At 73.9% G+C, this 20878-nt stretch carries 19 protein-coding genes and 1 pseudogene; 5 read left to right on the forward strand and 15 right to left on the reverse strand.

The features are described from left to right. Positions 1–52 precede the first annotated feature (52 nt). Genes ABZY20_RS15420 through pdhA form a run of 3 tightly spaced genes read right to left on the reverse strand, consistent with a single transcriptional unit; the run spans position 53 to position 3656 of the window. Positions 53–1510 (reverse strand): dihydrolipoamide acetyltransferase family protein, encoded by a 1458-nt coding sequence (locus tag ABZY20_RS15420; RefSeq protein WP_356441824.1) that lies wholly within the window; start codon positions 1508–1510, stop codon positions 53–55. Beyond that, positions 1510–2514, reverse strand: coding sequence for an alpha-ketoacid dehydrogenase subunit beta (locus ABZY20_RS15425; RefSeq protein WP_356441825.1), 1005 nt, complete (start codon positions 2512–2514; stop codon positions 1510–1512). The genes ABZY20_RS15420 and ABZY20_RS15425 overlap by 1 nt, the downstream gene beginning before the upstream one ends. After that, a complete protein-coding gene (gene pdhA / locus ABZY20_RS15430; protein ID WP_356441827.1) occupies positions 2511–3656 on the reverse strand; it encodes a pyruvate dehydrogenase (acetyl-transferring) E1 component subunit alpha in 1146 nt (381 codons plus the stop codon). Before pdhA ends, ABZY20_RS15425 begins: the two co-directional genes overlap by 4 nt. 190 nt (positions 3657–3846) lie before the next feature. Between pdhA and ABZY20_RS15435 the strand changes: the two genes are divergently transcribed. Next, the gene (locus ABZY20_RS15435; RefSeq protein WP_356441829.1) at positions 3847–4344 is read left to right on the forward strand and encodes an Lrp/AsnC family transcriptional regulator; all 498 of its coding nucleotides are present in this window, start codon (positions 3847–3849) and stop codon (positions 4342–4344) included. A gap of 1 nt (position 4345) precedes the next feature. On the opposite strand, the gene ABZY20_RS15440 is transcribed toward ABZY20_RS15435, so the two are convergent. Together ABZY20_RS15440 and ABZY20_RS15445 are read right to left on the reverse strand one after the other, a co-directional pair. Beyond that, complete coding sequence (locus ABZY20_RS15440; protein WP_356441830.1) at positions 4346–4936, reverse strand: TetR/AcrR family transcriptional regulator; 591 nt, start codon at positions 4934–4936, stop codon at positions 4346–4348. Next, positions 4933–6450 (reverse strand): 3-hydroxyacyl-CoA dehydrogenase, encoded by a 1518-nt coding sequence (locus ABZY20_RS15445; RefSeq protein ID WP_356441831.1) that lies wholly within the window; start codon positions 6448–6450, stop codon positions 4933–4935. Before ABZY20_RS15445 ends, ABZY20_RS15440 begins: the two co-directional genes overlap by 4 nt. A gap of 160 nt (positions 6451–6610) precedes the next feature. Here ABZY20_RS15445 and paaN point away from each other — a divergent pair, with 160 nt between their 5' ends. Continuing rightward, entirely contained in the window at positions 6611–8302 is a 1692-nt protein-coding gene (gene paaN / locus ABZY20_RS15450) for a phenylacetic acid degradation protein PaaN (protein ID WP_356441833.1), read from the forward strand. 115 nt (positions 8303–8417) lie between these two features. Here paaN and ABZY20_RS15455 read toward each other — a convergent pair whose 3' ends face one another. Genes ABZY20_RS15455 through ABZY20_RS15465 form a run of 3 tightly spaced genes read right to left on the reverse strand, consistent with a single transcriptional unit; the run spans position 8418 to position 11169 of the window. After that, the gene (locus tag ABZY20_RS15455; RefSeq protein WP_356441834.1) at positions 8418–9161 is read right to left on the reverse strand and encodes a TrmH family RNA methyltransferase; all 744 of its coding nucleotides are present in this window, start codon (positions 9159–9161) and stop codon (positions 8418–8420) included. Continuing rightward, a complete protein-coding gene (locus ABZY20_RS15460; RefSeq protein WP_356441836.1) occupies positions 9158–10372 on the reverse strand; it encodes an HTTM domain-containing protein in 1215 nt (404 codons plus the stop codon). The genes ABZY20_RS15455 and ABZY20_RS15460 overlap by 4 nt, the downstream gene beginning before the upstream one ends. Further along, on the reverse strand, positions 10369–11169 hold the full coding sequence (locus ABZY20_RS15465) for a DUF5819 family protein (RefSeq protein WP_356441838.1): 801 nt from the start codon (positions 11167–11169) through the stop codon (positions 10369–10371). Before ABZY20_RS15465 ends, ABZY20_RS15460 begins: the two co-directional genes overlap by 4 nt. Positions 11170–11516: 347 nt before the next feature. Here ABZY20_RS15465 and ABZY20_RS15470 point away from each other — a divergent pair. Then, a pseudogene (locus ABZY20_RS15470) lies at positions 11517–11648 on the forward strand (acyl-CoA dehydrogenase); the annotation flags it as partial. A 269-nt stretch (positions 11649–11917) separates the two neighbouring features. On the opposite strand, the gene ABZY20_RS15475 reads toward ABZY20_RS15470, so the two are convergent. From ABZY20_RS15475 to ABZY20_RS15490, 4 genes are all read right to left on the reverse strand, one after another. Then, positions 11918–12247, reverse strand: a complete 330-nt coding sequence (locus ABZY20_RS15475) for a rhodanese-like domain-containing protein (RefSeq protein WP_356442251.1) — start codon at positions 12245–12247, stop codon at positions 11918–11920. Between the two features lie 77 nt (positions 12248–12324). Beyond that, a complete protein-coding gene (locus ABZY20_RS15480) occupies positions 12325–13143 on the reverse strand; it encodes a hypothetical protein (protein ID WP_356441840.1) in 819 nt (272 codons plus the stop codon). Between the two features lie 181 nt (positions 13144–13324). Then, complete coding sequence (locus ABZY20_RS15485; RefSeq protein WP_356441842.1) at positions 13325–14734, reverse strand: DUF2252 domain-containing protein; 1410 nt, start codon at positions 14732–14734, stop codon at positions 13325–13327. 201 nt (positions 14735–14935) lie between these two features. Then, positions 14936–15829: a ScbR family autoregulator-binding transcription factor gene (locus ABZY20_RS15490; RefSeq protein WP_356441844.1), complete on the reverse strand. Its 894-nt coding sequence runs from the start codon at positions 15827–15829 to the stop codon at positions 14936–14938. A gap of 327 nt (positions 15830–16156) precedes the next feature. On the opposite strand from ABZY20_RS15490, the gene ABZY20_RS15495 reads away from it, so the two are divergent. Then, on the forward strand, positions 16157–17077 hold the full coding sequence (locus tag ABZY20_RS15495) for a ScbA/BarX family gamma-butyrolactone biosynthesis protein (protein WP_356442253.1): 921 nt from the start codon (positions 16157–16159) through the stop codon (positions 17075–17077). Beyond that, a complete protein-coding gene (locus tag ABZY20_RS15500; RefSeq protein WP_356441846.1) occupies positions 17074–17997 on the forward strand; it encodes an NAD-dependent epimerase/dehydratase family protein in 924 nt (307 codons plus the stop codon). Before ABZY20_RS15495 ends, ABZY20_RS15500 begins: the two co-directional genes overlap by 4 nt. Positions 17998–18009: 12 nt before the next feature. Here ABZY20_RS15500 and ABZY20_RS15505 read toward each other — a convergent pair whose 3' ends face one another. The 3 genes from ABZY20_RS15505 to ABZY20_RS15515 all read right to left on the reverse strand — a co-directional run bounded on the left by ABZY20_RS15505 (position 18010) and on the right by ABZY20_RS15515 (position 20878). Continuing rightward, positions 18010–19272 carry a cytochrome P450 gene (locus ABZY20_RS15505; protein WP_356441848.1) on the reverse strand — a complete coding sequence of 421 codons (1263 nt, stop codon included), beginning with the start codon at positions 19270–19272 and terminating at the stop codon, positions 18010–18012. Positions 19273–19423: 151 nt separating this feature from the next. Continuing rightward, complete coding sequence (locus ABZY20_RS15510) at positions 19424–20122, reverse strand: ScbR family autoregulator-binding transcription factor (RefSeq protein ID WP_356441850.1); 699 nt, start codon at positions 20120–20122, stop codon at positions 19424–19426. Positions 20123–20218: 96 nt separating this feature from the next. Next, on the reverse strand, positions 20219–20878 hold the full coding sequence (locus tag ABZY20_RS15515; protein ID WP_356442254.1) for a response regulator transcription factor: 660 nt from the start codon (positions 20876–20878) through the stop codon (positions 20219–20221).

The following is a 20878-nucleotide window of genomic DNA, read 5'->3' on the forward strand; positions in this document are numbered from 1 at the left end:
ACGCGGGGGAAGTGAAGCGATCACGAACGGCTGCTCACGGGGAGAACAGGAATCACAGCGTCCGCAGCAGCACCGCCGGTTGTTCCACGCAGTCCGCCACATACCGCAGGAAGCCGCCCGCCACGCCGCCGTCGCACACCCGGTGGTCGAAGGTGAGCGAGAGCTGGACGACCTGCCGCACCGCCAGCTCGCCCTCGTGCACCCACGGCTTGGGGACGATGCGGCCGACGCCGAGCATCGCGGCCTCGGGGTGGTTGATGATCGGGGTGGAGCCGTCCACGCCGAAGACGCCGTAGTTGTTGAGCGTGAAGGTGCCGCCGGTCAGGTCCGCCGGGGTCAGCGTCCCGGCCCGGCCCGCCTCGGTCAGGCGGGCGAACTCGGCCGTCAGCGACTCGGCGTCGCGCGCGTGCGCGTCCCGGACGACCGGGACGACGAGTCCCCGGTCGGTCTGCGCGGCGAAGCCCAGGTGCACCTGGTCGAACCGGACGATCTCCCTGGCCTCCGCGTCGACCGTGGCGTTGAGCTCGGGGAAACGGGCCAGGGCCGCCGTGCAGACGCGGGCCAGCAGCGCCAGCAGGGAGATCTTCGGGCCGCCGGCCGCGTTCATGGCCGCGCGGGCCCGCATCAGCTCCGTGGCGTCCGCGTCCACCCAGCAGGTGGCGTCCGGGATCTCGCGGCGGCTGCGCGCCAGCTTGTCGGCGACGGCGCCGCGGACGCCCTTGAGCGGCGTACGGACCTCGCCCTTGAGCGGCGTCCGGACCTCGCCGGGAGCCGTGGCCGCGGCGGGCCGGGCCGCCGGTGCGGTGGGCGTCGGTGCGGTGGGCGCCGCGGGTGCCGGTGCGGCGGGCGCCGCGGGTGCCGGTGCCTCCGCGGTGCCGCGGCCCGCCGCGCGCAGGGCGTACTCCACGTCCGCGCGCAGGATCAGGCCGTCGGGTCCGGAGCCGGTCAGCTCGCGCAGGTCCAGGCCGTTCTGCCGGGCCAGGCGGCGCACCAGGGGCGAGATCACCGGGACGGGGCCGTCCTCGGTCCCGGGGGCGGTGGCCTGCCGGCCGACGGACCGTGCCGCGCCGCCGTCCTGCCCGTTCACCGCCGCCGTCACGGCGCTGTCCGCCCGTCCGCCGGCCGCCCGGGGCGTGCCGGACAGCGGCTGTCCGCGCGTGACCCGGCGTCGCCGCGCGGGCGCCTCGGACGTGCCGTAACCGACCAGGACGTTGCCCGAGCCCTTGGTCTCGTCGGCTTCGCCGGCGCCACCGGAGGCCGCCTGCTCCCCCACCGCGACCGTGATCAGCGGCGCCCCGACGGGCAGTTCGGTGCCCTCCTCGCCGAAGCGGGCCGTGACCACACCGCCGTAGGGGCAGGGCACCTCGACCATCGCCTTGGCCGTCTCGACCTCGACGACCGGCTGGTCGATCGCGACCACGTCGCCGACCTCGACCAGCCAGCGCACGATCTCCGCCTCGGTCAGTCCCTCACCGAGGTCGGGCAGCTTGAACTCCAGCACCTGTGCCATCAGCTCTCGGCCTCCCACTGCAGACGCCCCACCGCGTCCAGGATCCGGTCCACACCGGGCAGGTGGTGGCGCTCCAGCATCGGCGGCGGGTACGGGATGTCGAACCCGGCCACCCGCAGCACCGGCGCCTCCAGGTGGTGGAAGCAGCGCTCCGTGACCCGGGCCGCGATCTCCCCGCCCGGGCCCCCGAAGGAGCCCGACTCGTGGACGACGACCGCGCGTCCCGTCCGCCGCACCGAGGCGCACACCGTCTCGTCGTCGAACGGCACCAGGGAGCGCAGGTCGACGACCTCGAGGTCCCAGCCCTCGGCCCGGGCCGCCTCCGCCGCCTCCATGCAGACGGGTACGGACGGCCCGTACGTGATGAGCGTGGCGCTGCGGCCGGGGCGCCGCACCACCGCGCGGCCGATCGGTTCGACGGGCGCGGGCTCCTCGGGGTTCCAGGAGTCCTTCGACCAGTACAGCCGCTTGGGCTCCAGGAAGACGACCGGGTCGTCGGAGGCGATGGACGCGCGCAGCAGCCCGTAGGCGTCGGCGACGGTCGCGGGCGTGACGACATGGAGCCCCGGAGTCGCCATGTAGTACGCCTCGGAGGAGTCGCTGTGGTGCTCGACGCCGCCGATGCCGCCGCCGTAGGGGACCCGGATGGTGATCGGCAGGGGCATCGCGCCGCGGGTGCGGTTGCGCATGCGGGAGACGTGCGAGATGAGCTGCTCGAACGCCGGGTAGGCGAACGCGTCGAACTGCATCTCCACGACCGGGCGCAGGCCGTACATGGCCATGCCGACGGCGGTGCCGAGGATGCCCGCCTCGGCCAGCGGGGTGTCCGTGCAGCGGTCCTCGCCGAACTCCTCGGCGAGTCCGTCGGTGACGCGGAAGACGCCGCCCAGGGTGCCGACGTCCTCGCCCATGACGTGCACGGCGGGGTCGGCGGCCATCGCGTCGCGCAGCGCGCGCGTGAGGGCCTGGGCCATGGTGGCCGGTTTGACGGCGACGGTGGTCATCGGTGCGTGCCCCTCTCCGGCTCGGCCTCGGCCTCCAGCTCGGCCCGCAACTGCTCCCGCTGCTCGCGCAGCTGGGGTGTGGGCTCGGCGTAGACGTGGGTGAACAGGTCCATCGGGTCCAGGACCGGGTCCTGGTTCATCCGCTCGCGCAGGGCCGCGGCCATCGCCTCGGCGTCCTGGCGGGCGGCCTCGATTCCGGCCTCGTCGAGCAGGCCGCGCGCGGTCAGCTCGCGCTCCAGCAGCGCGATCGGGTCGTGCGCGCGCCAGGTCTCGACCTCGGCGTCGCCGCGGTAGCGGGTCGCGTCGTCGGCGTTGGTGTGGGCGTCCATGCGGTAGGTGATCGCCTCGACGAGGGTGGGGCCGCCGCCCGCGCGGGCGTGGCGCACGGCGTCGGAGAGGACCTCGTGCACGGCGGCGGCGTCGTTGCCGTCGACCAGGCGGCCGGGCATGCCGTAGCCGACGGCCTTGTGGGCCAGGGACGGGGCCGCGGTCTGCTTGGCGAGCGGCACGGAGATCGCGAAGCCGTTGTTCTGCACGAGGAAGACGACCGGGGCCTGCCACACGGCCGCGAAGTTCAGCGCCTCGTGGAAGTCGCCCTCGCTGGTGCCGCCGTCGCCGACCATGGCCAGCGCGACCACGTCGTCGCCCTTGAGGCGGGCGGCGTGCGCCAGGCCCACGGCGTGCGGCAGCTGCGTGGCGAGCGGGGTGGACAGGGGGGCGACCCGGTGCTCGTGCGGGTCGTAGCCGGTGTGCCAGTCGCCGCGCAGCAGCGTCAGCGCCTCGACGGGGTCCACGCCCCGGGCCACGACGGCGAGCGTGTCGCGGTAGCTCGGGAACAGCCAGTCGCGCTCCTGCAGGACCAGGGCGGCGGCGATCTCGCACGCCTCCTGCCCGGTGGTGGAGGGGTAGACGGCCAGGCGGCCCTGCTTGGTCAGCGCGGTGGCCTGCGCGTTGTAGCGGCGGCCGCGCACCAGCTGGGCGTACAGCGTCCGCAGCAGCTCCGGGTCGGCCTTCGCGGCGGCCTCGGTGCCGAGGACGCGGTACGGCTCCGCGTCGGGCAGCAGCGGCGCGGGATCGGTCCGGGGCTGCCAGGCGGGCGGCGGGGTCGGCTGGTAAGCGCCCCGCTGCTCCATGACCGTCATGACGGCACCTCCTCGTGGGAGCGGCTGTGGGAGGCACGTCGGCTGTGACCCGCCTCACCTACCGATTGTTCGGTCGCCGGCACATTTTGGCTACGGGTGGCCCCAGGCTGTGGACAAACGGTTCTCCACACCCTGAGATGGACGCAGTACGTCCATGGCGGGGAGGGTGGCGCGGGTGGCATCTGAACAAATGGCCGACAGCAGGGCCGACAGCCAGGACGACAGCGGTGCGCTGCCGCCGCCGCGGCCCCTGGACGCCATCGACCAGGACATCCTGCGCATGCTCCAGGCGGACGGCCGCGCCTCGATACGGTCGGTCGCCGAGCGGGTCCACGTCTCGCGCGCGAACGCCTACGCCCGGATCAACCGGCTCGTCGAGGACGGCGTCATCCGCGGCTTCGGCGCCCGCGTCGACCACCAGCGGGCAGGTCAGGGCACGTCCGCGTACGTCACCCTGAAGATCGTGCAGAACTCCTGGCGCACGGTCCGCGAGCAGCTCAGACAGCTGCCCGGCGCCTCCCACATCGCCCTGGTGGGCGGGGACTTCGACGTGCTGCTGCTGGTGCACGTGCCGGACAACCGGTCGCTGCGCGAGCTGGTGCTGACCCGGCTCCAGGCGATCCCGGAGGTGCTGAGCACCCGCACGCTGCTGGTGTTCGAGGAGGAGGACCTGGAGCCGCAGGGCTGACTCAGGCGCCTTTCCGCAGCCCTCCGAACGCCAGCTGCACCACCGCGTCGGCGACCTCGCGCTCGCTCATGCCCCGGCCGTCCGGCCGGTACCACTCGACGATCGAGTTGATCATGCCGAAGACCAGCCGGGTCACCAGCCGGCCCTCTATGTCGCCGCGTACGTCGCCCTCGGCGGCCGCGGCCTTCAGCAGGTCGGCGACCCGGTGGTCGAAGTCGCGGCGCCGCTCCAGCGCCCACCGCTCGGTGCCGGTGTTGCCGCGCACGCGCAGCAGCAGCGTCACATAGGGCAGTTCGGCTATGAGCACCTCGACCATGCGCCGGACGACGTACTCCAGCCGCTCGGCGGCGCGCCCCACGCGCGCGTGCTCCTCGTCGAGGATCCCGAAGAGGCCGTCCAGCGCCCGGCTCACGGCCCGGCGCAGCAGCTCCTCCTTGCCGGTGACGTGGTGGTAGATCGAGGACTTGGAGATGCCGGCCGCCTTGGAGAGGTGCTCCATGGAGGTGCCGTCGTAGCCGCGCTCGTTGAACACCCGGACGGCGACGGACAGCAGCGTGTCCGGCGTGTACGTGTCGCGCTTGGCGGTGGTCATGGGGCGGTGTCCTCCCGCTGGTCGGAGGCGTGGGCGTGGCGGTACAGCGCGAGGGAAGGCGCGTAGCGCCCCGAGGGGTCGCGCAGGTGCAGGTCGTCCAGCAGCGCGTACGCCCAGGAGCGGCCGAGCCGGCGGCTCCACTCGAAGGGGCCCAGGGGGTAGTTCACGCCGAGGCGCATCGCGGTGTCGATGTCCTCCTCGGTGGCCACGCCCTTGGCCACGGCGTCGTGGGCGAGGTCGATGATCCGGGCCACCGTCCGGGCGACGATCATGCCGGGCACGTCGCCGATGACGGTGACCTCCTTGCCGAGCGCCTGGAAGAGGCCGACGGCCTCGGCGAGGGTCCGCGGGGCGGTGTCCTGGGAGGCGGACAGGGCGATCCGGGTCGCCTTGCGGTAGTCCAGGGCGAGGTCGAAGTAGACGACGTCCCGGAACTCCACCGAGGTCTGCCCGTCGGCGAGGGCCAGCTGGCCGCCGCTCGGCAGCACCAGGCGGGTGCCGTTGTCCTCGTCCTCCTCGCGGACCGGGATGCCCGCCTCGCGGATCAGCGCGAGCAGCTCGCGGGCCGGTCCCAGGTCGCCCTCGGCGACGACGTGGGCGGGCGGCTGCCGCTTCTGAGCCGTGTCCGGCTCGGGGCGCTCGGCGCCGTCCCCGTGGTCGTACCAGCCCTGCCCCGTCTTGCGGCCCAGCCGGCCGGACTCCACCAGGCGGCGCTGGGCGAGGGACGGGGTGAAGCGCACGTCCTGGAAGAAGGACTCCCAGACCGAGCGCGTGACGGACTCGTTGACGTCCTGGCCGATCAGGTCGGTCAGCTCGAACGCGCCCATCCGGAAGCCGCCCGACTCGCGCAGCACGGCGTCGATGGTGGCCGGGTCGGCGCCCTGCGCCTCGTACACCGCGAAGGCCTCGGCGTAGAAGGGCCGGGCGATGCGGTTGACGATGAAGCCGGGGGTGTCCGCGCAGGCGACCGGCGTCTTGCCCCAGGCGCGGGCGGTCTCGTACGCGCGCGTGGCGTAGGTGACGTCGGTGGCGAAGCCGGAGACGACCTCGACCAGCGGCAGCAGCGGGGCCGGGTTGAAGAAGTGCAGGCCGACGAAACGGCCGGGGGAGCGCAGGGCGCCGGCGATGGCGGTGACGGACAGGGAGGAGGTGTTGGTGGCGAGCAGGCAGTCGTCGCCGACGACGTCCTCCAGCTCGCGGAACAGCCCCTGCTTGACGTCCAGCCGCTCCAGGACCGCCTCGACGACCAGGGCGCAGTCGGCGAGCTCGGCGAGGGTCCCGGCCGGCAGCAGCCGGGCGCGTGCGGCGTCCCGGTCGGCGGCGGAGAGCCGCTCCTTCTCGACGAGCCGGTCCAGCCGGGCCGCGATCGCGTCGGCCGCCTGCCGGGCCCGCCCCGGCAGGGCGTCGTACAGCCGTACCGGATGGCCCGCGACCAGCGCGACCTGGGCGATTCCCTGGCCCATGGTGCCGGTGCCGACGACGGCCACGGGGCTGCTGAGGTCGAGTGCTGTCATGTGCGCGATCCTCCCGCACGGGGTTTTCCACAGATGCGGCGGACCCCCTTGAACCGACCGATCGTTCGGTTACTCTAGCTCTGTCCGAGTGTTCCTGCCCAGGTTTCTGCCCAGGTCATGAACTCGACGAGGAGTTCTTGAGACGAGGAGATGGTCACCCATGACCGCCGCACTCTCGGCGCACGAGCTGATCGCCCGGCACCGGTCCACCCTCGACCAGGCGCTGGAAGCGATCCGCACGCGCGCGTACTGGTCCCCGCACCCCGAGCACCCGAAGGCCTACGGGGAGCACGGCAGCCTGGACGCGGCGGCGGGCAAGGCCGCCTTCGACGCGCTGCTCGGCACCCGCATGGACCTCGGACAGCCGGGCACGGACGACTGGGTGGGCGGTGAGACCTCCCCGTACGGCATCGACCTGGGCGTGACGTACCCGCACGCGGACCTCGACGTGCTGCTGCCCGCGATGAAGGCCGGGCAGCGGGCCTGGCGGGACGCGGGCGCGGAGCAGCGCGCGGTGGTCTGCCTGGAGATCCTCAAGCGCATCAGCGACCGGACGCACGAGTTCGCGCACGCGGTCATGCACACCTCCGGCCAGGCGTTCATGATGGCGTTCCAGGCCGGCGGCCCGCACGCGCAGGACCGCGGCCTGGAGGCGGTGGCGTACGCGTACGTGGAGCAGGTGCGCACGCCCGACACGGCGGAGTGGACCAAGCCCCAGGGCAAGCGCGACCCGCTGGCGATGACCAAGCAGTTCACGCCGGTCCCGCGCGGCGTCGCCCTGATGATCGGCTGCAACACCTTCCCGACGTGGAACGGCTACCCGGGCCTGTTCGCCTCCCTGGCCACCGGCAACGCGGTCCTGGTCAAGCCCCACCCGCGCGCGGTGCTGCCGCTCGCGCTCACCGTGCAGGTCGCGCGCGAGGTGCTCGCCGAGACCGGCTTCGACCCGAACCTGGTCGCGCTGGCCGCCGAACGGCCCGGCGAGGGCATCGCCAAGACGCTCGCGCTGCGCCCCGAGATCCGGATCATCGACTACACGGGCTCGACGGAGTTCGGCGACTGGCTGGAGGCCAACGCCCGCCAGGCGCAGGTCTACACGGAGAAGGCCGGCGTCAACACGGTCGTCGTGCACTCCACCTCCGACTACAAGGGCATGCTGTCCAACCTGGCGTTCTCGCTGTCGCTGTACAGCGGCCAGATGTGCACGACCCCGCAGAACCTGCTGATCCCGCGCGAGGGCATCGCCACGGACCAGGGCCCCACGTCGTACGACGAGGTCGTCGCGGATCTCGCCCGGGCCGTGGACGGGCTGCTGGGCGACGACGCCCGGGCCAACGCGCTGCTCGGGGCGATCGTCAACCCGGACGTGAAGGCCCGGCTGGAGGCCGCCGCGGGGCTGGGCGAGGTCGCCCTGGCCTCCCGCGAGATCACCAACCCGGACTTCCCCGGCGCGGTCGTGCGCACGCCGGTGATCGTGAAGCTGGACGGTTCGAAGCCGGACGCCGAGGCCGCGTACATGAGCGAGTGCTTCGGGCCGGTGTCCTTCGCCGTCGCCGTGGACTCGGCGGCCGACGCGGTGGAGCTGCTGCGGCGGACCGTCCGCGAGAAGGGCGCGATGACCGTCGGGGCGTACACGACCGACCCGGAGGTCGAGCGGGACGTGCAGGAGGCATGCCTGGAGGAGGCGGCCCAGCTGTCGCTGAACCTGACGGGCGGGGTCTACGTGAACCAGACCGCCGCGTTCTCCGACTTCCACGGCTCGGGCGGCAATCCGGCGGCGAGTGCGGCGCTGTGTGACGGCGCGTTCGTCGCCAACCGTTTCCGGGTGGTCGAGGTGCGGCGGGAGGCCTAGGAGCCCCGGAGGGCTGCGGGTCGCTGTGCGGCTGGAGGCCCAGGAGGAGCCAGCGGGTGCGGGGCGCTGTGCGGCCGCGGGTCGTCCGTGGCTGTCCGCGCGGTGCCCCGCGCCCTCAACGGGGCGTTCCGCAGCTCCAGTGGTACAGGGTCATGGCCACGCTGGTCGCGAGGTTGTAGCTGCTGACCTGCGGGCGCATCGGGAGCGACAGCAGGTGGTCGGCCCGGGCGCGCAGTCCGGCCGACAGGCCCGTGCGCTCGGAGCCGAAGGCGAGGACGGCGTCGTCCGGGAGTTCGGTGTCCCGCAGGTCGTCGCCCTCCGGGTCCAGGGCGAACAGCGGGCCCGGCGGCAGGTCCGCGAGTTCCAGGCGTTCGACGGCCGTGGCGAAGTGCAGACCGGCACCGCCGCGCACGACCGTGGGGTGCCAAGGGTCGAGCGTCCCGGTCGTCACCACGCCGGTCGCCCCGAACCCCGCGGCCAGGCGGATCACCGCGCCGGCGTTGCCGAGGTTGCGGGGATTGTCGAGCACCACGACCGGGGCGGTGCGGGGCAGGTGGGCCAGCCGGGCGAGGTGGGACGCGCGGGACGGGCGCACCGCCAGCGCGGCCACGGCGGTGGGGTGCGGGCGGAGCACGAGCGAGGCGTACGTCGCCTGCGGGACCTCCGTCAGGAGCCCGGCCACCGCGTCCCGCACGTCGGGGGCCAGTTCGTCGGCCAGGGCGAGCGCGGCCGGCCGGTCCGCGGTGACCGCCACCGGCACCTCCGCGCCGAAACGCAGCGCGTGCTTCAGGGCGTGGAAGCCGTCGAGCAGGACGGCGTCACCGGCGAGCCGGTGCCAGACGGTGACGGGGTCGGTCATGCACCGAAGCCTACGTGCGTGGTCCGCGGACTCTCCCGGGTGCGCTGCCCGGGGATCGGTGCGCGCCGGGCGCGGCGCAGCAGGCCGTCCCGCGCGCGTGCGGTCCGGCCGCCCAGGCGGCGCAGGAAGGCCGTCGGCAGGAACACCGCGTCCGCCGCGATCATGGCCAGCGAGAAGAACGGCAGGCCGAGGACGACCGCGATCACGGCGTGCTCGGTGATCATCAGTGCCAGCAGGACGTTCTTCACCCGCCGGTTGAGCAGCGTGAACGGGAAGGCGACCTGCACGAGGACCGTCCCGTAGGTCACCAGCATCACCACGGTGCCGCTGGCGGACAGCAGGCCGGCGAGCCCGGGCCAGGGGGAGAAGTACTCCAGGTGGAGCGGGTAGTAGACCGCGGTGCCGTCCTGCCAGCGGGAGCCCTGGATCTTGTACCAGCCGGCCGTCGCGTAGATGAGGCAGGCCTCGGCCATGATCACCAGCAGGGCGCCGTTGTGCACGATGTTCGCGACGACGTCGAGCACGATCCGCGGCTCGCCGGTCCGCGCGCGGCGCCCGGCCAGCCACCACAGGCCCTGGGCCAGCCACACCGTCCACAGCACGGCCGGTATCAGCCGGTCGTCACCGTCCATCCGGCCGGCCAGGGTCGCCGCGACCAGCACGAACCCGAGCACACCCCACAGGACGGGGCCGGTCCGGTCGGTGACCCGCTCGCCCCGCGCACGGGCCGCCCGGTTCCGCCCGGCCCGCCGGGCGTCCAGCGACCACACCTGGGCGCAGCGCGTGAACACCAGGTAGATCGACATCAGGTGCAGCACGTTGTCGCCGCCGTCGCCCATGAAGACGCTGCGGTTCTGCAGCGACAGCACACCGACCATGAACAGCACCGACATGGTGCGGGTGCGCCAGCCGAGCAGCAGCAGGACGCTGCTGAGGACGGCGAGCGCGTAGACGCTCTCGAACCAGAGGCCGCCGTCCGTCCACATCAGGACGGTGAACGCGCGGTTGGTGGTGATCAGCTGTGCGGCGAGGTCCCAGCTCCAGGGGCCGTCGGGGCCGTACAGCTCGTGGCGGTGCGGGAGTTCGCGCAGCAGGAACAGCAGCCAGGTGGCGCTGAAGCCGATGCGGATGACTGCGGTCTGGTACGGGCCGAGGGCGGCCTCGGTGACCCGGGCGATGGCGCGCGAGACGGCCAGGGAGAAGCGGTTCACCGCACCCCTCCCCCGGCCTCGTCCCGCGGCACCCTCCACCACGGCAGCTCACGGTAGGACGGGGTCGTGCCGACCTTCTCGCGGCTCCATGCGGGCGGGGGGACGTTGGTGGTGCGGGAGCGGACCTGTATCCGCTCCAGGACACCGCCGCCCCCGGTCGTGGCGCGCACCGCGTCGTCGCGGTCCAGGCGCAGCACCGCGATCCGGCGCAGATAGGACTCGGAGAGCGTGCCGCGCAGGCCCACCGGCCGGTTCTCGCCGTCGTGGGTCGCGACGAAGAAGTCCCAGGCGCGGCGCAGTTCGTTCTGCTGGGTGTGGCTGGGCAGCGGATTGCCGTCGATGGCCCGGCCGTCCTCGGCGGACAGGTCGTACCAGCCCGTGGTCACCGTCATGCCGTCCGTCCCGCGCACCGAGGCGCGGACCTGGATGGAGATGTTCTGCTGCAGCGGGTTCGGCGCGAAGAGCTTCCAGTTCTGCTCGAACTCCGGATAGATCCAGTCGTCCACGGCCCCGCCGTGCTCCCGGGTGACCGTGTTCGGCGGTGCGACGTGCAGGAACGTCATCCCGAGATGCACACAGACCAGGCCCCCGACGACCGCGAGCGCCAGCGCGACGGCGAGCCGGTAGGGGAGGGAGAGCGCGGCGACGCCGGTGCGGGGTTCGCCCTGGGGGCCCGGCACCACCGGCGGCCACGGCTCGGCGGGCGGTCCCGGGAGGCCGGGAGCGCCGGGCCCGCCCGGGTCGTCAGGCCCGCCCGGCGCGCGCCGGGCTGCGGAGCCCTCGTCGTACGCGTCCATCCCGCCCCGTTCCCGATCCCGGTCCGTCGTTCCGTCCGCCCGGCAGCGGGGCGTCGCACCGCCCGCGCGCCCTCGCACGACGTCGGCACCGGCACCGTACTCAGGCCGCACACCCGCGCACAGCCCCTGGCCTCCGGTCCGGGCCGTGGCCGTCGCCACACCGCGGAAGCCGACCGTACGGTGCCCGGACCTCTCGGGCACGGCGGTCCCCCTGGTCCACAGGGGACCCCCGCAGGTCGTCCACAGGTGCCCCGGCCGGTCGTCCACAGGAGGGACAGCCTAAGGCCCCAGCCCGTACACCCATTCCCCTTTTCTAGAACCCGTTCTATCTGGATGCCCTCAGACGCGAGCGACTCGGTGAACCGCGGCTGACTTCGGCGCGGCAGGCCGCCCGGGAGGTCATCGACGCGGAGGGGGCGTGGGAGCGGCTGTGCGACCTGCTCGCCGTGGGGACCTGCGCGCTGGCGCTCGGGGCGGGGTCACTGCGACCGGCGGCGGGGCATGGGGAGGCGCCGGGGGGCTTGCTCGCGGCTCCCGGCTCGCGGCTCCCGGCTCGCGGCTCCCGGCTCGCGGCTCCCGGCTCGCGGCTCATCCCCTGGCGTGAACACGTCCGGGTGGGCGGCTCGCAGGTCCTGGGAATCCTTGAGGCTCTACGGGATCGCCGGGTCCGTCGGGCCGGTGGACCCGTGGGTTCTCACCGGGCCGGTGGACCCGTGGGTTCTCACCGGGCCGGTGGACCCGTGGGTGTTCAGAGGACGAAGCCCGGTTCTCCGTCGTCCGTCACGACCGGTCGGCCCGCCGCCTCCCACATCTGCATGCCGCCGTCGACGTTCACCGCGTCGATGCCCTGCTGGGCCAGGTACATGGTGACCTGGGCGGAACGGCCGCCGGAACGGCAGATCACGTTGATCCGGCCGTCCTGCGGGGCGGCCTCGGTCAGTTCGCCGTACCGGGCGACGAACTCACTGATCGGGATGTGCAGCGCCCCTTCGGCGTGACCGGCCTTCCACTCGTCGTCCTCCCGGACGTCCAGCAGGAAGTCGCCGTCCTTGAGGTCCGCGACCTCGACCGTGGGCACACCAGCTCCGAAACTCATGCGTCCGACGCTACCGGAACCGCCCTGGGGCATCCGGGCAGGGACGACCGGGGCACGGCTCAGTCCCCGCTGCCGCCCTGTCCCTGGCCGAGCAGTGCGGCCAGCTCCGCCTCGCGCTCGGTGACCTGCGTGAGCAGCCCCTGGCCGATCTCGTCCAGGAGGCGGTCCGGGTCGTCCGGGGCGAGCTGGAGCATGTGGCCGATGGCGCTGTCCTCGAGCTCCTTGGCGAGCAGGGAGAGCATCTCCTTGCGCTGGGCCAGCCACTCCAGGCGGGCGTACAACTCCTCGGCACGGCTCGGACCGCGCTGCAGCTCCGGCCCCTTGGCCCACTCCTCGGCGAGCTCGCGCAGCTCCGCCGCGTCACCGCGGGCGTAGGCGGCGTTGACGCGGGTGAGGAACTCCTCGCGCCGCACCCGCTCCGCCTCCTCCTGCGCCAGGTCGGGGTGGGCCTTGCGGGCCAGGTCCCGGTAGAGCTTGCGGGCCTCCTCGCTGGGGCGGACCCGCTGCGGGGGCCGGACCGCCTGGTCCGTGAGCATGGCCACGGCCTCGGGGAACAGACCGCTGTCGTCCATCCAGCCGTGCAGCAGCTCCTCGACGCCGGGGATCGGGGCGAGCCGGGCCCGGGCCTCCTCCGCACGGCGCCGGTCGTCGGCGTCGCCGCTGCGGGCGGCCCTGGCCTCCAAAATCCGGGCGTCCAGTTCCTCCAGGCGGGCGTAGAGCGGGCCGAGCTTCTGCTCGTGGAGTCGGGAGAAGTTCTCCACCTCCACGCGGAAGGTCTCCAGCGCGATCTCGTACTCGATCAGCGCCTGCTCGGCTGCCCGTACGGCGCGCTCCAGTGGGGCCTCGGGGCGGGTCGCGTCGTCTTCGGGCGTCGTCACCCGACCAGACTAGGCCACCGCGGGACGGCGGTTCGGCGCCCCCGTCCCCCAGGGGTCACGCCCCTTTCCGGCGGGTCCCATCCCCACTTCCACGGGTCCCACCCGGTGGAAACGGGGCGGGACCCGTCCCGTTTCCCGGCGGCGCGGGCACCCGCCGCCACCGCGGCACACCGCCCTCCGGCTACACCTCGGCGGCGAGCTTGCCCACCCGCACCGCCTCCACCAGGTCCGCGTGGTCCGCCTCGGTCCGGTCGGCGTACGCCACCGCGAACGCCGCCATCGCCTCGTCCAGTTCCTCGTTCTTGCCGCAGTACCCGGCGATGAGCCGCGGGTCGGCGCTGTGGGAGTGGGCCCGGGCCAGCAGCGCGCCGGTCATACGGCCGTAGTCGTCGAGCTGGTCGGCGGCCAGGGCGGTCGGGTCGACGCTTCCCTTGCGGTTGCGGAACTGGCGGACCTGGAACGGGCGGCCGTCGACCGTCGTCCAGCCCAGCAGCACGTCGCTGACGACCTGCATCCGCTTCTGGCCCCGCACGACACGACGGCCCTCGTGATCGGTCGCCGGCGCCTCGAAACCGGCCGTGAGCAGATGCGGCACCAGCGCCGACGGCCGTGCCTCCTTCACCTGCAGGACCAGCGACTCGCCCCGGTGGTCCAGGAGCAGCACCACGTAGGACCGGGTGCCGACGCTGCCCGTGCCGACGACACGGAACGCCACGTCGTGCACCGCGTGCCGGGCGAGCAGGGGCAGGCGGTCCTCCGGCAGGGTGCCGACGTACTCCTCCAGGGACGCCGCGACGAGCACGGCCTCCTCGTCGGGGACGCGCCGCAGCACCGGCGGGGCGTCGACGAAACGCCGGCCGCCGTCCTCGGTGGCCTCGGTGGACTTGGCGGCGAAGCGCCCGCTGGTGTTGTGACGGGCCTTCTCGGAGACGCGCTCCAGCGTGCCGAGCAGGTCATGGGCGTCCGTGTGGGAGACCAGCTCCTCGTCCGCGATGGCGTTCCACGCGTCCAGCACCGGGAGCTTGGCCAGCAGCCGCATGGTGCGGCGGTAGGCGCCGACCGCGTCGTGGGCGGCCTCACGGCACCGGTCCTCGTCCGCGCCCGCCTCCCGGCCCGCGAGCACCAGGGAGGCCGCGAGGCGCTTGAGGTCCCACTCCCAGGGGCCGGGCACCGTTTCGTCGAAGTCGTTCAGATCGATGACCAGGCCGCCGCGCGGGTCGCCGTAGAGGCCGAAATTCGCCGCGTGGGCGTCGCCGCAGATCTGGGCCCTGATGCCGGTCCTCGGCGTGCGCGCCAGGTCGTGGGCCATGAGGCCCGCCGAGCCGCGCAGGAACGCGAACGGGGAGGCGGCCATGCGGCCGACGCGCAGCGGGGTCAGCTCGGGCAGCCGGCCGCGGCCCGACTCCTCGACCGCGCTCACCGCGTCGGGCCGGGACGCGTCCAGGTCCAGCGCGGCATGCGCACCGCGCGGTGTCCCCTGGCGCAGCGCCTTGCCCTCCTGCTTGGGCGAGCCCCCCGAGGGCCACTCGGCGAAGCCCCGCACCCGGGGCAACCGGCCCCTCATCCCGCCCCCGGACTCTGTCCCGCTCATCCCGACCGCCTCCCCCGCACGCGCACGAACATCTACTCGTGCCGACCGTACAACCGGCGGCCGAAACGCGTCAGACCCTGTGGACGAACCCCATGGCTGTGGACAACTCCGTGGCTGTCGACCACTCCGCGGCTGTGCACCATCCGGAACGGCTCCCCCGCCCTGCCCTGCCGGACGGCCACGGCCTCCCGGCGACGGCCGCTACGCCCCCGAAGGCGCCGTCGCCGACGCCGGCACCGCCTCGTCCCGCACCGGATCGGCCACCGAATGCGCCACCGGATCCGCTCCCGCGTCCGCCACCGCATCCACCACCGGGCCCACGGCCCGGTCACCGGCCCGACCCTCGGCCCCGACCCGCACCCGGCTCCCGCCCCGGCCCGCGGCCTGACCCCCGGCCTGACCCTCAACCCGGTCCCCGCCCGGAGTGGCGGCCCGACCCCCGCCCGGAGCCGCAGCCCCCGCCTCCGCATCCGCCCCCGCCAGCACCCGCTCCGCCCGGTCCTCGGAGATCTCCAGCCGGGCCAGCAGCGCGGGCACCGCGATGCTCGGCAGGAAGTGCTCGAACAGCACGACGACCCGGCGCTCCAGATCCTGCCGCTGGCAGCGCAGCTGGGACAGCAGCTGCACGCCGGAGAAGCTGCCGACCAGCAGCTCGGCCGTCTCCGCCACGTCCACGTGCGGCAGCAGCTCGCCCTGCGCCTTCGCCTCGCTCAGCAGCTCCACGTTCTGGTCGATCCACATCCGGAAGGCCGGTGTCCGGTCCAGGTCCATGGCCCCCTGGTCGAGGGCGAGCCCGACACTGGCCCGCACCAGCGGCTCGGAGCGCAGCCGGCGGGCCAGCACCAGCCCGGAGTCGACGAGCTCCTGGAGCTTGCTGGACTGCGGCGGGAGCGCGATCGCGAGCTGCTCCTCGAACACCCCGACCGCGAGCTCCTCCTTGGAGCCGAAGTGGAAGTACAGCGCGCCCTTGGTGACACCGGCCCGGTCCAGGATCTCCCCGATGGTGGCCGAGGTGTAGCCGCGTTCGTCGAAGACGGCGGCCGCCGCCTCCAGGATGGTCCGCCTGGTGCGGATCGCGCGCTCCTGTCGCGCCATCGGGTGCCTCCTGATCTCGGTCGATCGCTGTGAAATCGCTGTGCAGCGAGGGCGCGAGAGCCTGTGCCGGCCGCCGGGTCCACCCTTTGAAAAAAACCGGCTCGTCCGTATCTTAGTCAAACGTCGACCTCAGCCAGGCGGCCGAAACCGGGGGGTCTCATGCCGCAGTCAGGACCTTCGAGCGCGCTCACGGACGATCAGACCGGACGAGGGGGCCGTCCGGCAAACACAAACGTTGCGGCCGTCGAGAATGCGCCACAGCCGGGCGTCAGAAGAGAAACCGCGCCGCCGCCCGCCGGCACCGGAACGCCAGCACCGCAGGCCGCCATCGCCGAAGACCCCGCACCCCACACCCCCGTCACCAAGGAACTCGCCCACCGCACCACCGAGACAGACGTCTTCCCCACCCGGTGGAAGCGAATCACCGAGAACCGCTTCCGTTTCACCGCGCGCTGGCCGGCGTCCCATCCCTTCTTCGGGCCCGTGGACGACCGCCACCAGGACCCGATGATGGTGGGCGAAACGTTGCGGCAGGCCTCGATGGTGCTCGCGCACGCCGAGTTCGGCGCCCCGGCCGACACCCACTTCGTCATGTGGGACCTGTCGGTCCACACCGACCCGTCCGCCATGCTGCTCGCAGAGGCCGCCGAACCGGTCGAGATCGACGTCGTGTGCTCCGAGATACGCCGCCGCGGCCGCGGTCTGGCCGGCATGCGCACCACGATGGAGTTCCGCCGCGCGGGCCGGTTCGTCGCCCGCGGCACCGGCAGCACCGGCTGCACCTCCCCGCTCGCCTACCGGCGCCTGCGCAGCCGGCAGTTGGCCGTGATGGGCACGCCCGTGCCGCTGCCGCCCGGGATCGCGCCCGGGCTGGCCGGGCGCTCCCGCCCGGAGGACGTCGTCCTGGCCCCCGCCGACCGCCCCGGCGTCTGGAACCTGCGCGTGGACACCGGGCACCCGGTCCTCTTCCCCCGGCCCAACGACCACGTCCCCGGCATGGTCCTCTTCGAGGCCGCCCGGCAGGCGGCGACCGCCGCCTCGGGTCAACGCCCTTTTCTGCCCCGGGCCATGGCGGTCGCCTTCGACCGGTACGCGGAGCTGCACAGCCCGTGCCGGCTGGAGACCGAGCTGCTCGGCGAGGACCCGGACGAGGTGGGCGTGCGGGTGTCGGGCGTACAGGACGGCGAGCCGGTCTTCACCGCCACGCTGACCTCTCCCCGGACGGCCCGGGTGCGGTGCCTGACGTGACGGCCACCTTCCTCGTCACGGGCGGCAGCGGCTTCGTGGGCAGCCGGGTGGCGGCGGCGGCCCGTCTGCGGCCCGGCGCCCGCGTGCAGCTGCTGTCCCGCCGCGCGCCGGACGGTCCGGAGACCGTCCCCGGCGACGTCACCGACCCGTCCTCCCTGCGCGGCACCTGCGCCGGCGTCGACGTCCTGGTGCACTGCGCCACCAGGATCGGCGGCGACGCCGAGGCCGTCGAGGCCGTCAACGACCACGGCACACGGGCCCTGGTGGAGGAGGCGGTGCGCGCCGGGGTGCGCCGGATCGTGTACGTGAGCACGGCCGCCGTGTACGGCCGCGGGCCCTTCCGCGGCGTGCGCCCCGGGGAGGTGCCGATCGCCCCCGCGTCGGCCACCAGCCGCACCCGGGCCGCCGCCGAACGGCACGTGCTCGACGCGGGCGGCCTGGTGCTGCGGCCGCACCTCGTCTACGGCGAGGGCGACCGCTGGGTGGTGCCCGGACTGGTGTGGCTGCTGCGCGAGTTGTCGGCGACCCTGTCCGGCTGCGCGGCGCTCCAGTCGATGATCGACGTGGACACCCTGGGCCGTGCGGTGGTCGCGGCGGCGCTGTCCCCGGCGCACGGCGGCGGTGCGCACCACGTCGCTCATCCGGACCCGGTGCCCGTCACCGAGCTGCTCGCCGCGGTGGACGGGCTGGTGGGCGACCCGGGCGGCGGTGCGGCCGTGGACGTCGCCACCGCGCTGGAGCGGGCCGCCGGTTCGCCGCTCGCGCTCCACCATCTCGGGATGCTGACGGTCGACCACTGGTTCGTGGACGACGCCTTCTGGAAGGACCTCGACTGCTCGCCCGGCGAGGGGTTCGCGGCCGGGTTCGCCCGCGCGGCCGGCTGGTACCGCGCGCATCTCCAAGGCCGGCCGGATTCCTGATCGCCCCGCCCCTCAAGGGCGCAGGCCCGCCTCGTCCCGGCCGTGCAGCAGCACCGGCAATTCCTCGTGGCCCGTCGAGATGATCGACCGCAGCCGTCGCGGCGGACACGAGGGATCGGCCAGGGCCAGCCGCGGGAAGCGCTCGAACAGCGACGTCAGGGCGACCGTCGCCTCGGCCATGGCCAGTGGCCGGCCCAGGCAGTGGTGCACACCGTGGCCGAAGGAGATGTGGTCGCGGCTGGTGGCGCGGGTGAGGTCGAACCGGTCGGCGGCGGGGCCGTGCCGCTCCGGGTCGCGTCCGGCGCCGGCGAAGGAGACCACGATCGGATCGCCCTTCGGGATCGTCAGACCCGGCTCGATCTCGATGTCCTCGACGGCGTAGCGCAGGCCCGACATGGCGCCCGGCGCCTCGTGCCTCAGCGACTCCTCCAGGGCGTCCTCCCAGGTGGCCCGCCCCGAGCGCACCAGGCCGAGCTGGTCCGGGTGGGCGAGCAGGCTGTGCACGGTGTTGTCGATGAGGTTCACGGTCGTCTCGAACCCGGCCGTGAGCAGCAGGATCAGGTTGTCCATCAGCTCCTGTTCGCTGAGCTCGTCCCGCTCCCGGGCGGCGATGAGGGCCGTGGTCAGGTCGTCTTCGGGGTGCCCGCGCTTGTACCGCAGGAACGCGGTCAGCGTGGCGTAGAGGTCGGCCGCGTTGGCCTGGGCGTCCTCCAGGGAGATCGCCGTGTCGAAGAAGCGGTTGATGATGCGGTAGAGGTCCCGGCGCGGGCCGTCCTCGCCCTGCGGTACACCGAACAGCTCGCACACCACCTCGTGCGGCACCGGCGCCGCGAACGCGCCCCGCAGATCGACGACTTCGCCCGGCGGGACACGTTCCAGGGCGTCCAGCGCCCCGTCGACGATCTGCCGGACGCGGGGCAGCAGGGCGTCGACGCGGCGCTTGGTGAAGGCGGCGGCCATCGGCCTGCGGAGCCGGCTGTGGTCGGTGCCGTAGGCGGTGACCATGTTGCGCACCGAGACCCAGATGGCGAGCGGCCAGGTGCGGGAGACGTCCCCGTTGATCCAGGCCGGCCAGTGCCGGTAGGCGTCCTTGCTCGTCTCGGGACCGGCCAGCAGCCGCTTGTTCAGCTCCAGGCCGTTGATCCACCACGCCCTCACCCCGCCCGGGAGTTCGACCTCCACGGCCGGTCCGCGGGCGCGTATGCGGGCTATCTCGGCGTAGAGGTCCCGTCCGGACGGGTCGATCGACAGGAAGGGGCAGGCCCGCTGTGCCATGACTCATCGCTCCTCGGTCCAGGGGATGGGAGACCATCGTGCGATGCGCGGCACGAGAAGACGTGTCATCCGGTTTGTTTTGGCCACTGCTTCACATCCTGTCAGCAGGCCAGGAGGGGCCCCCGAGACGGTGCGGGCCTCCGGCGCGTCCCTACCGCAGCGCGAATCCCGCCGGACTCGGCTCCGCCCGTCCTCCCGCATCCGCGGCCGGCTCCACCGTCAGCTCCGGGTGGTCCGGGTCGGTGCCCGCGGGCCGCAGCTCTCCGGCGAGGTGCGGCGCGGCCACGCAGGGCAGCAGCAGGCACCACAGGTCGGTGAGCGAGGGGCGGACGAGCAGGCCGCGGTCCTCGCGGGCCAGCACCTCGATGCCGGTGGTGGCGGCCAGGACGACGGCGCCGGTGCGGTGCGGCGGCATCCCGGCGGCCAGTTCGCCCCGCCGCTCCGCCTCGGCCAGCAGCTCGTGCACCCACTCCCGCCACTCCCGCCGCAGGTCACGGACCCGCCCGGCGACCGCCTCGGTGTTCAGCCGCAGCCCCGCCCGCACCACGGTGTCCGCGCACAGCAGCCGGGCCATGCGGTGCGTGACGTCCACCAGCCGCTGCAGCGCACACCGGTCCCCGCCGCGGCCGGGCAGCGCCGCCCGGCGCAGCGCGCGGGCGGCCGCGCGCTCGACGGCCTCGGCCACGGCGGCCTTGTTGGCGAAGTGGAAGTGCAGCGCGCCGGAGCTGACGCCCGCTCCCGCGCTGATCTCCGCCAGGCTGGCCCGGACGTACCCGCGGGCCTCGAACTGCTCGGCCGCCGACCGGATCAGTGCGAGACGGGTCCGGACGGCCCGGTCCTGTTTGGTCACCCGTGGCTCCCCTGCACGGCTCTCCTGGCCACGCAATGAAACCAACTCGGTGGTTTTTTCACAACGCGGGCCCGGGCGGGCGGAGTCGGGGCCGCGTCACGCCCGCAGGTACGCCAGCACGGCGAGCACCCGGCGGTGGGTGCCGTCGGCCGGGGGCAGGTCCAGTTTGGCGAGGATGCCGGAGACGTGCTTGCCCACGGCCGCCTCGGAGACGACCAGGGCGCGGGCGATCGCGCCGTTGGACCTCCCCTCGGCGATCAGCGCCAGCACCTCGCGCTCACGCGGGGTGAGCCGCTCCAGCGGGTCGCGGCGGCGGCGCAGCAACTGCCGTACGACCTCCGGGTCGACGACCGTGCCGCCGGCGGCCACCCTGCCGAGCGCGTCGACGAAGTCCTCGACCTGGCCGACCCGGTCCTTCAGCAGGTAGCCGACGCCCGTGCCGTCCCCGGAGTCCAGCAGCTCGGCGGCGTACCGGCGCTGCACGTACTGGCTGAGGACCAGCACGGGCAGCGCGGGCCGCTCCCGGCGCAGCCCTACGGCCGCGTGCAGTCCCTCGTCCTGGAAGCCGGGCGGCATCCGCACGTCGGTGACGACCACGTCGGGGTCGTACCGCCCGACGGCCGAGACCAGGGCCCCGGCGTCCCCCACGGCCGCCACGACCTCGTGGCCGCAGCGGGCGAGCAGCCCCACGAGTCCGTCCCGCAGGAGCACGCTGTCCTCGGCCAGGACCACGCGCAGCGGCCGATCGGCGCCCAG

It is taken from the genome of Streptomyces sp. NPDC006624 (assembly GCF_040611555.1).
Taxonomy (GTDB): Bacteria; Actinomycetota; Actinomycetes; order Streptomycetales; family Streptomycetaceae; genus Streptomyces.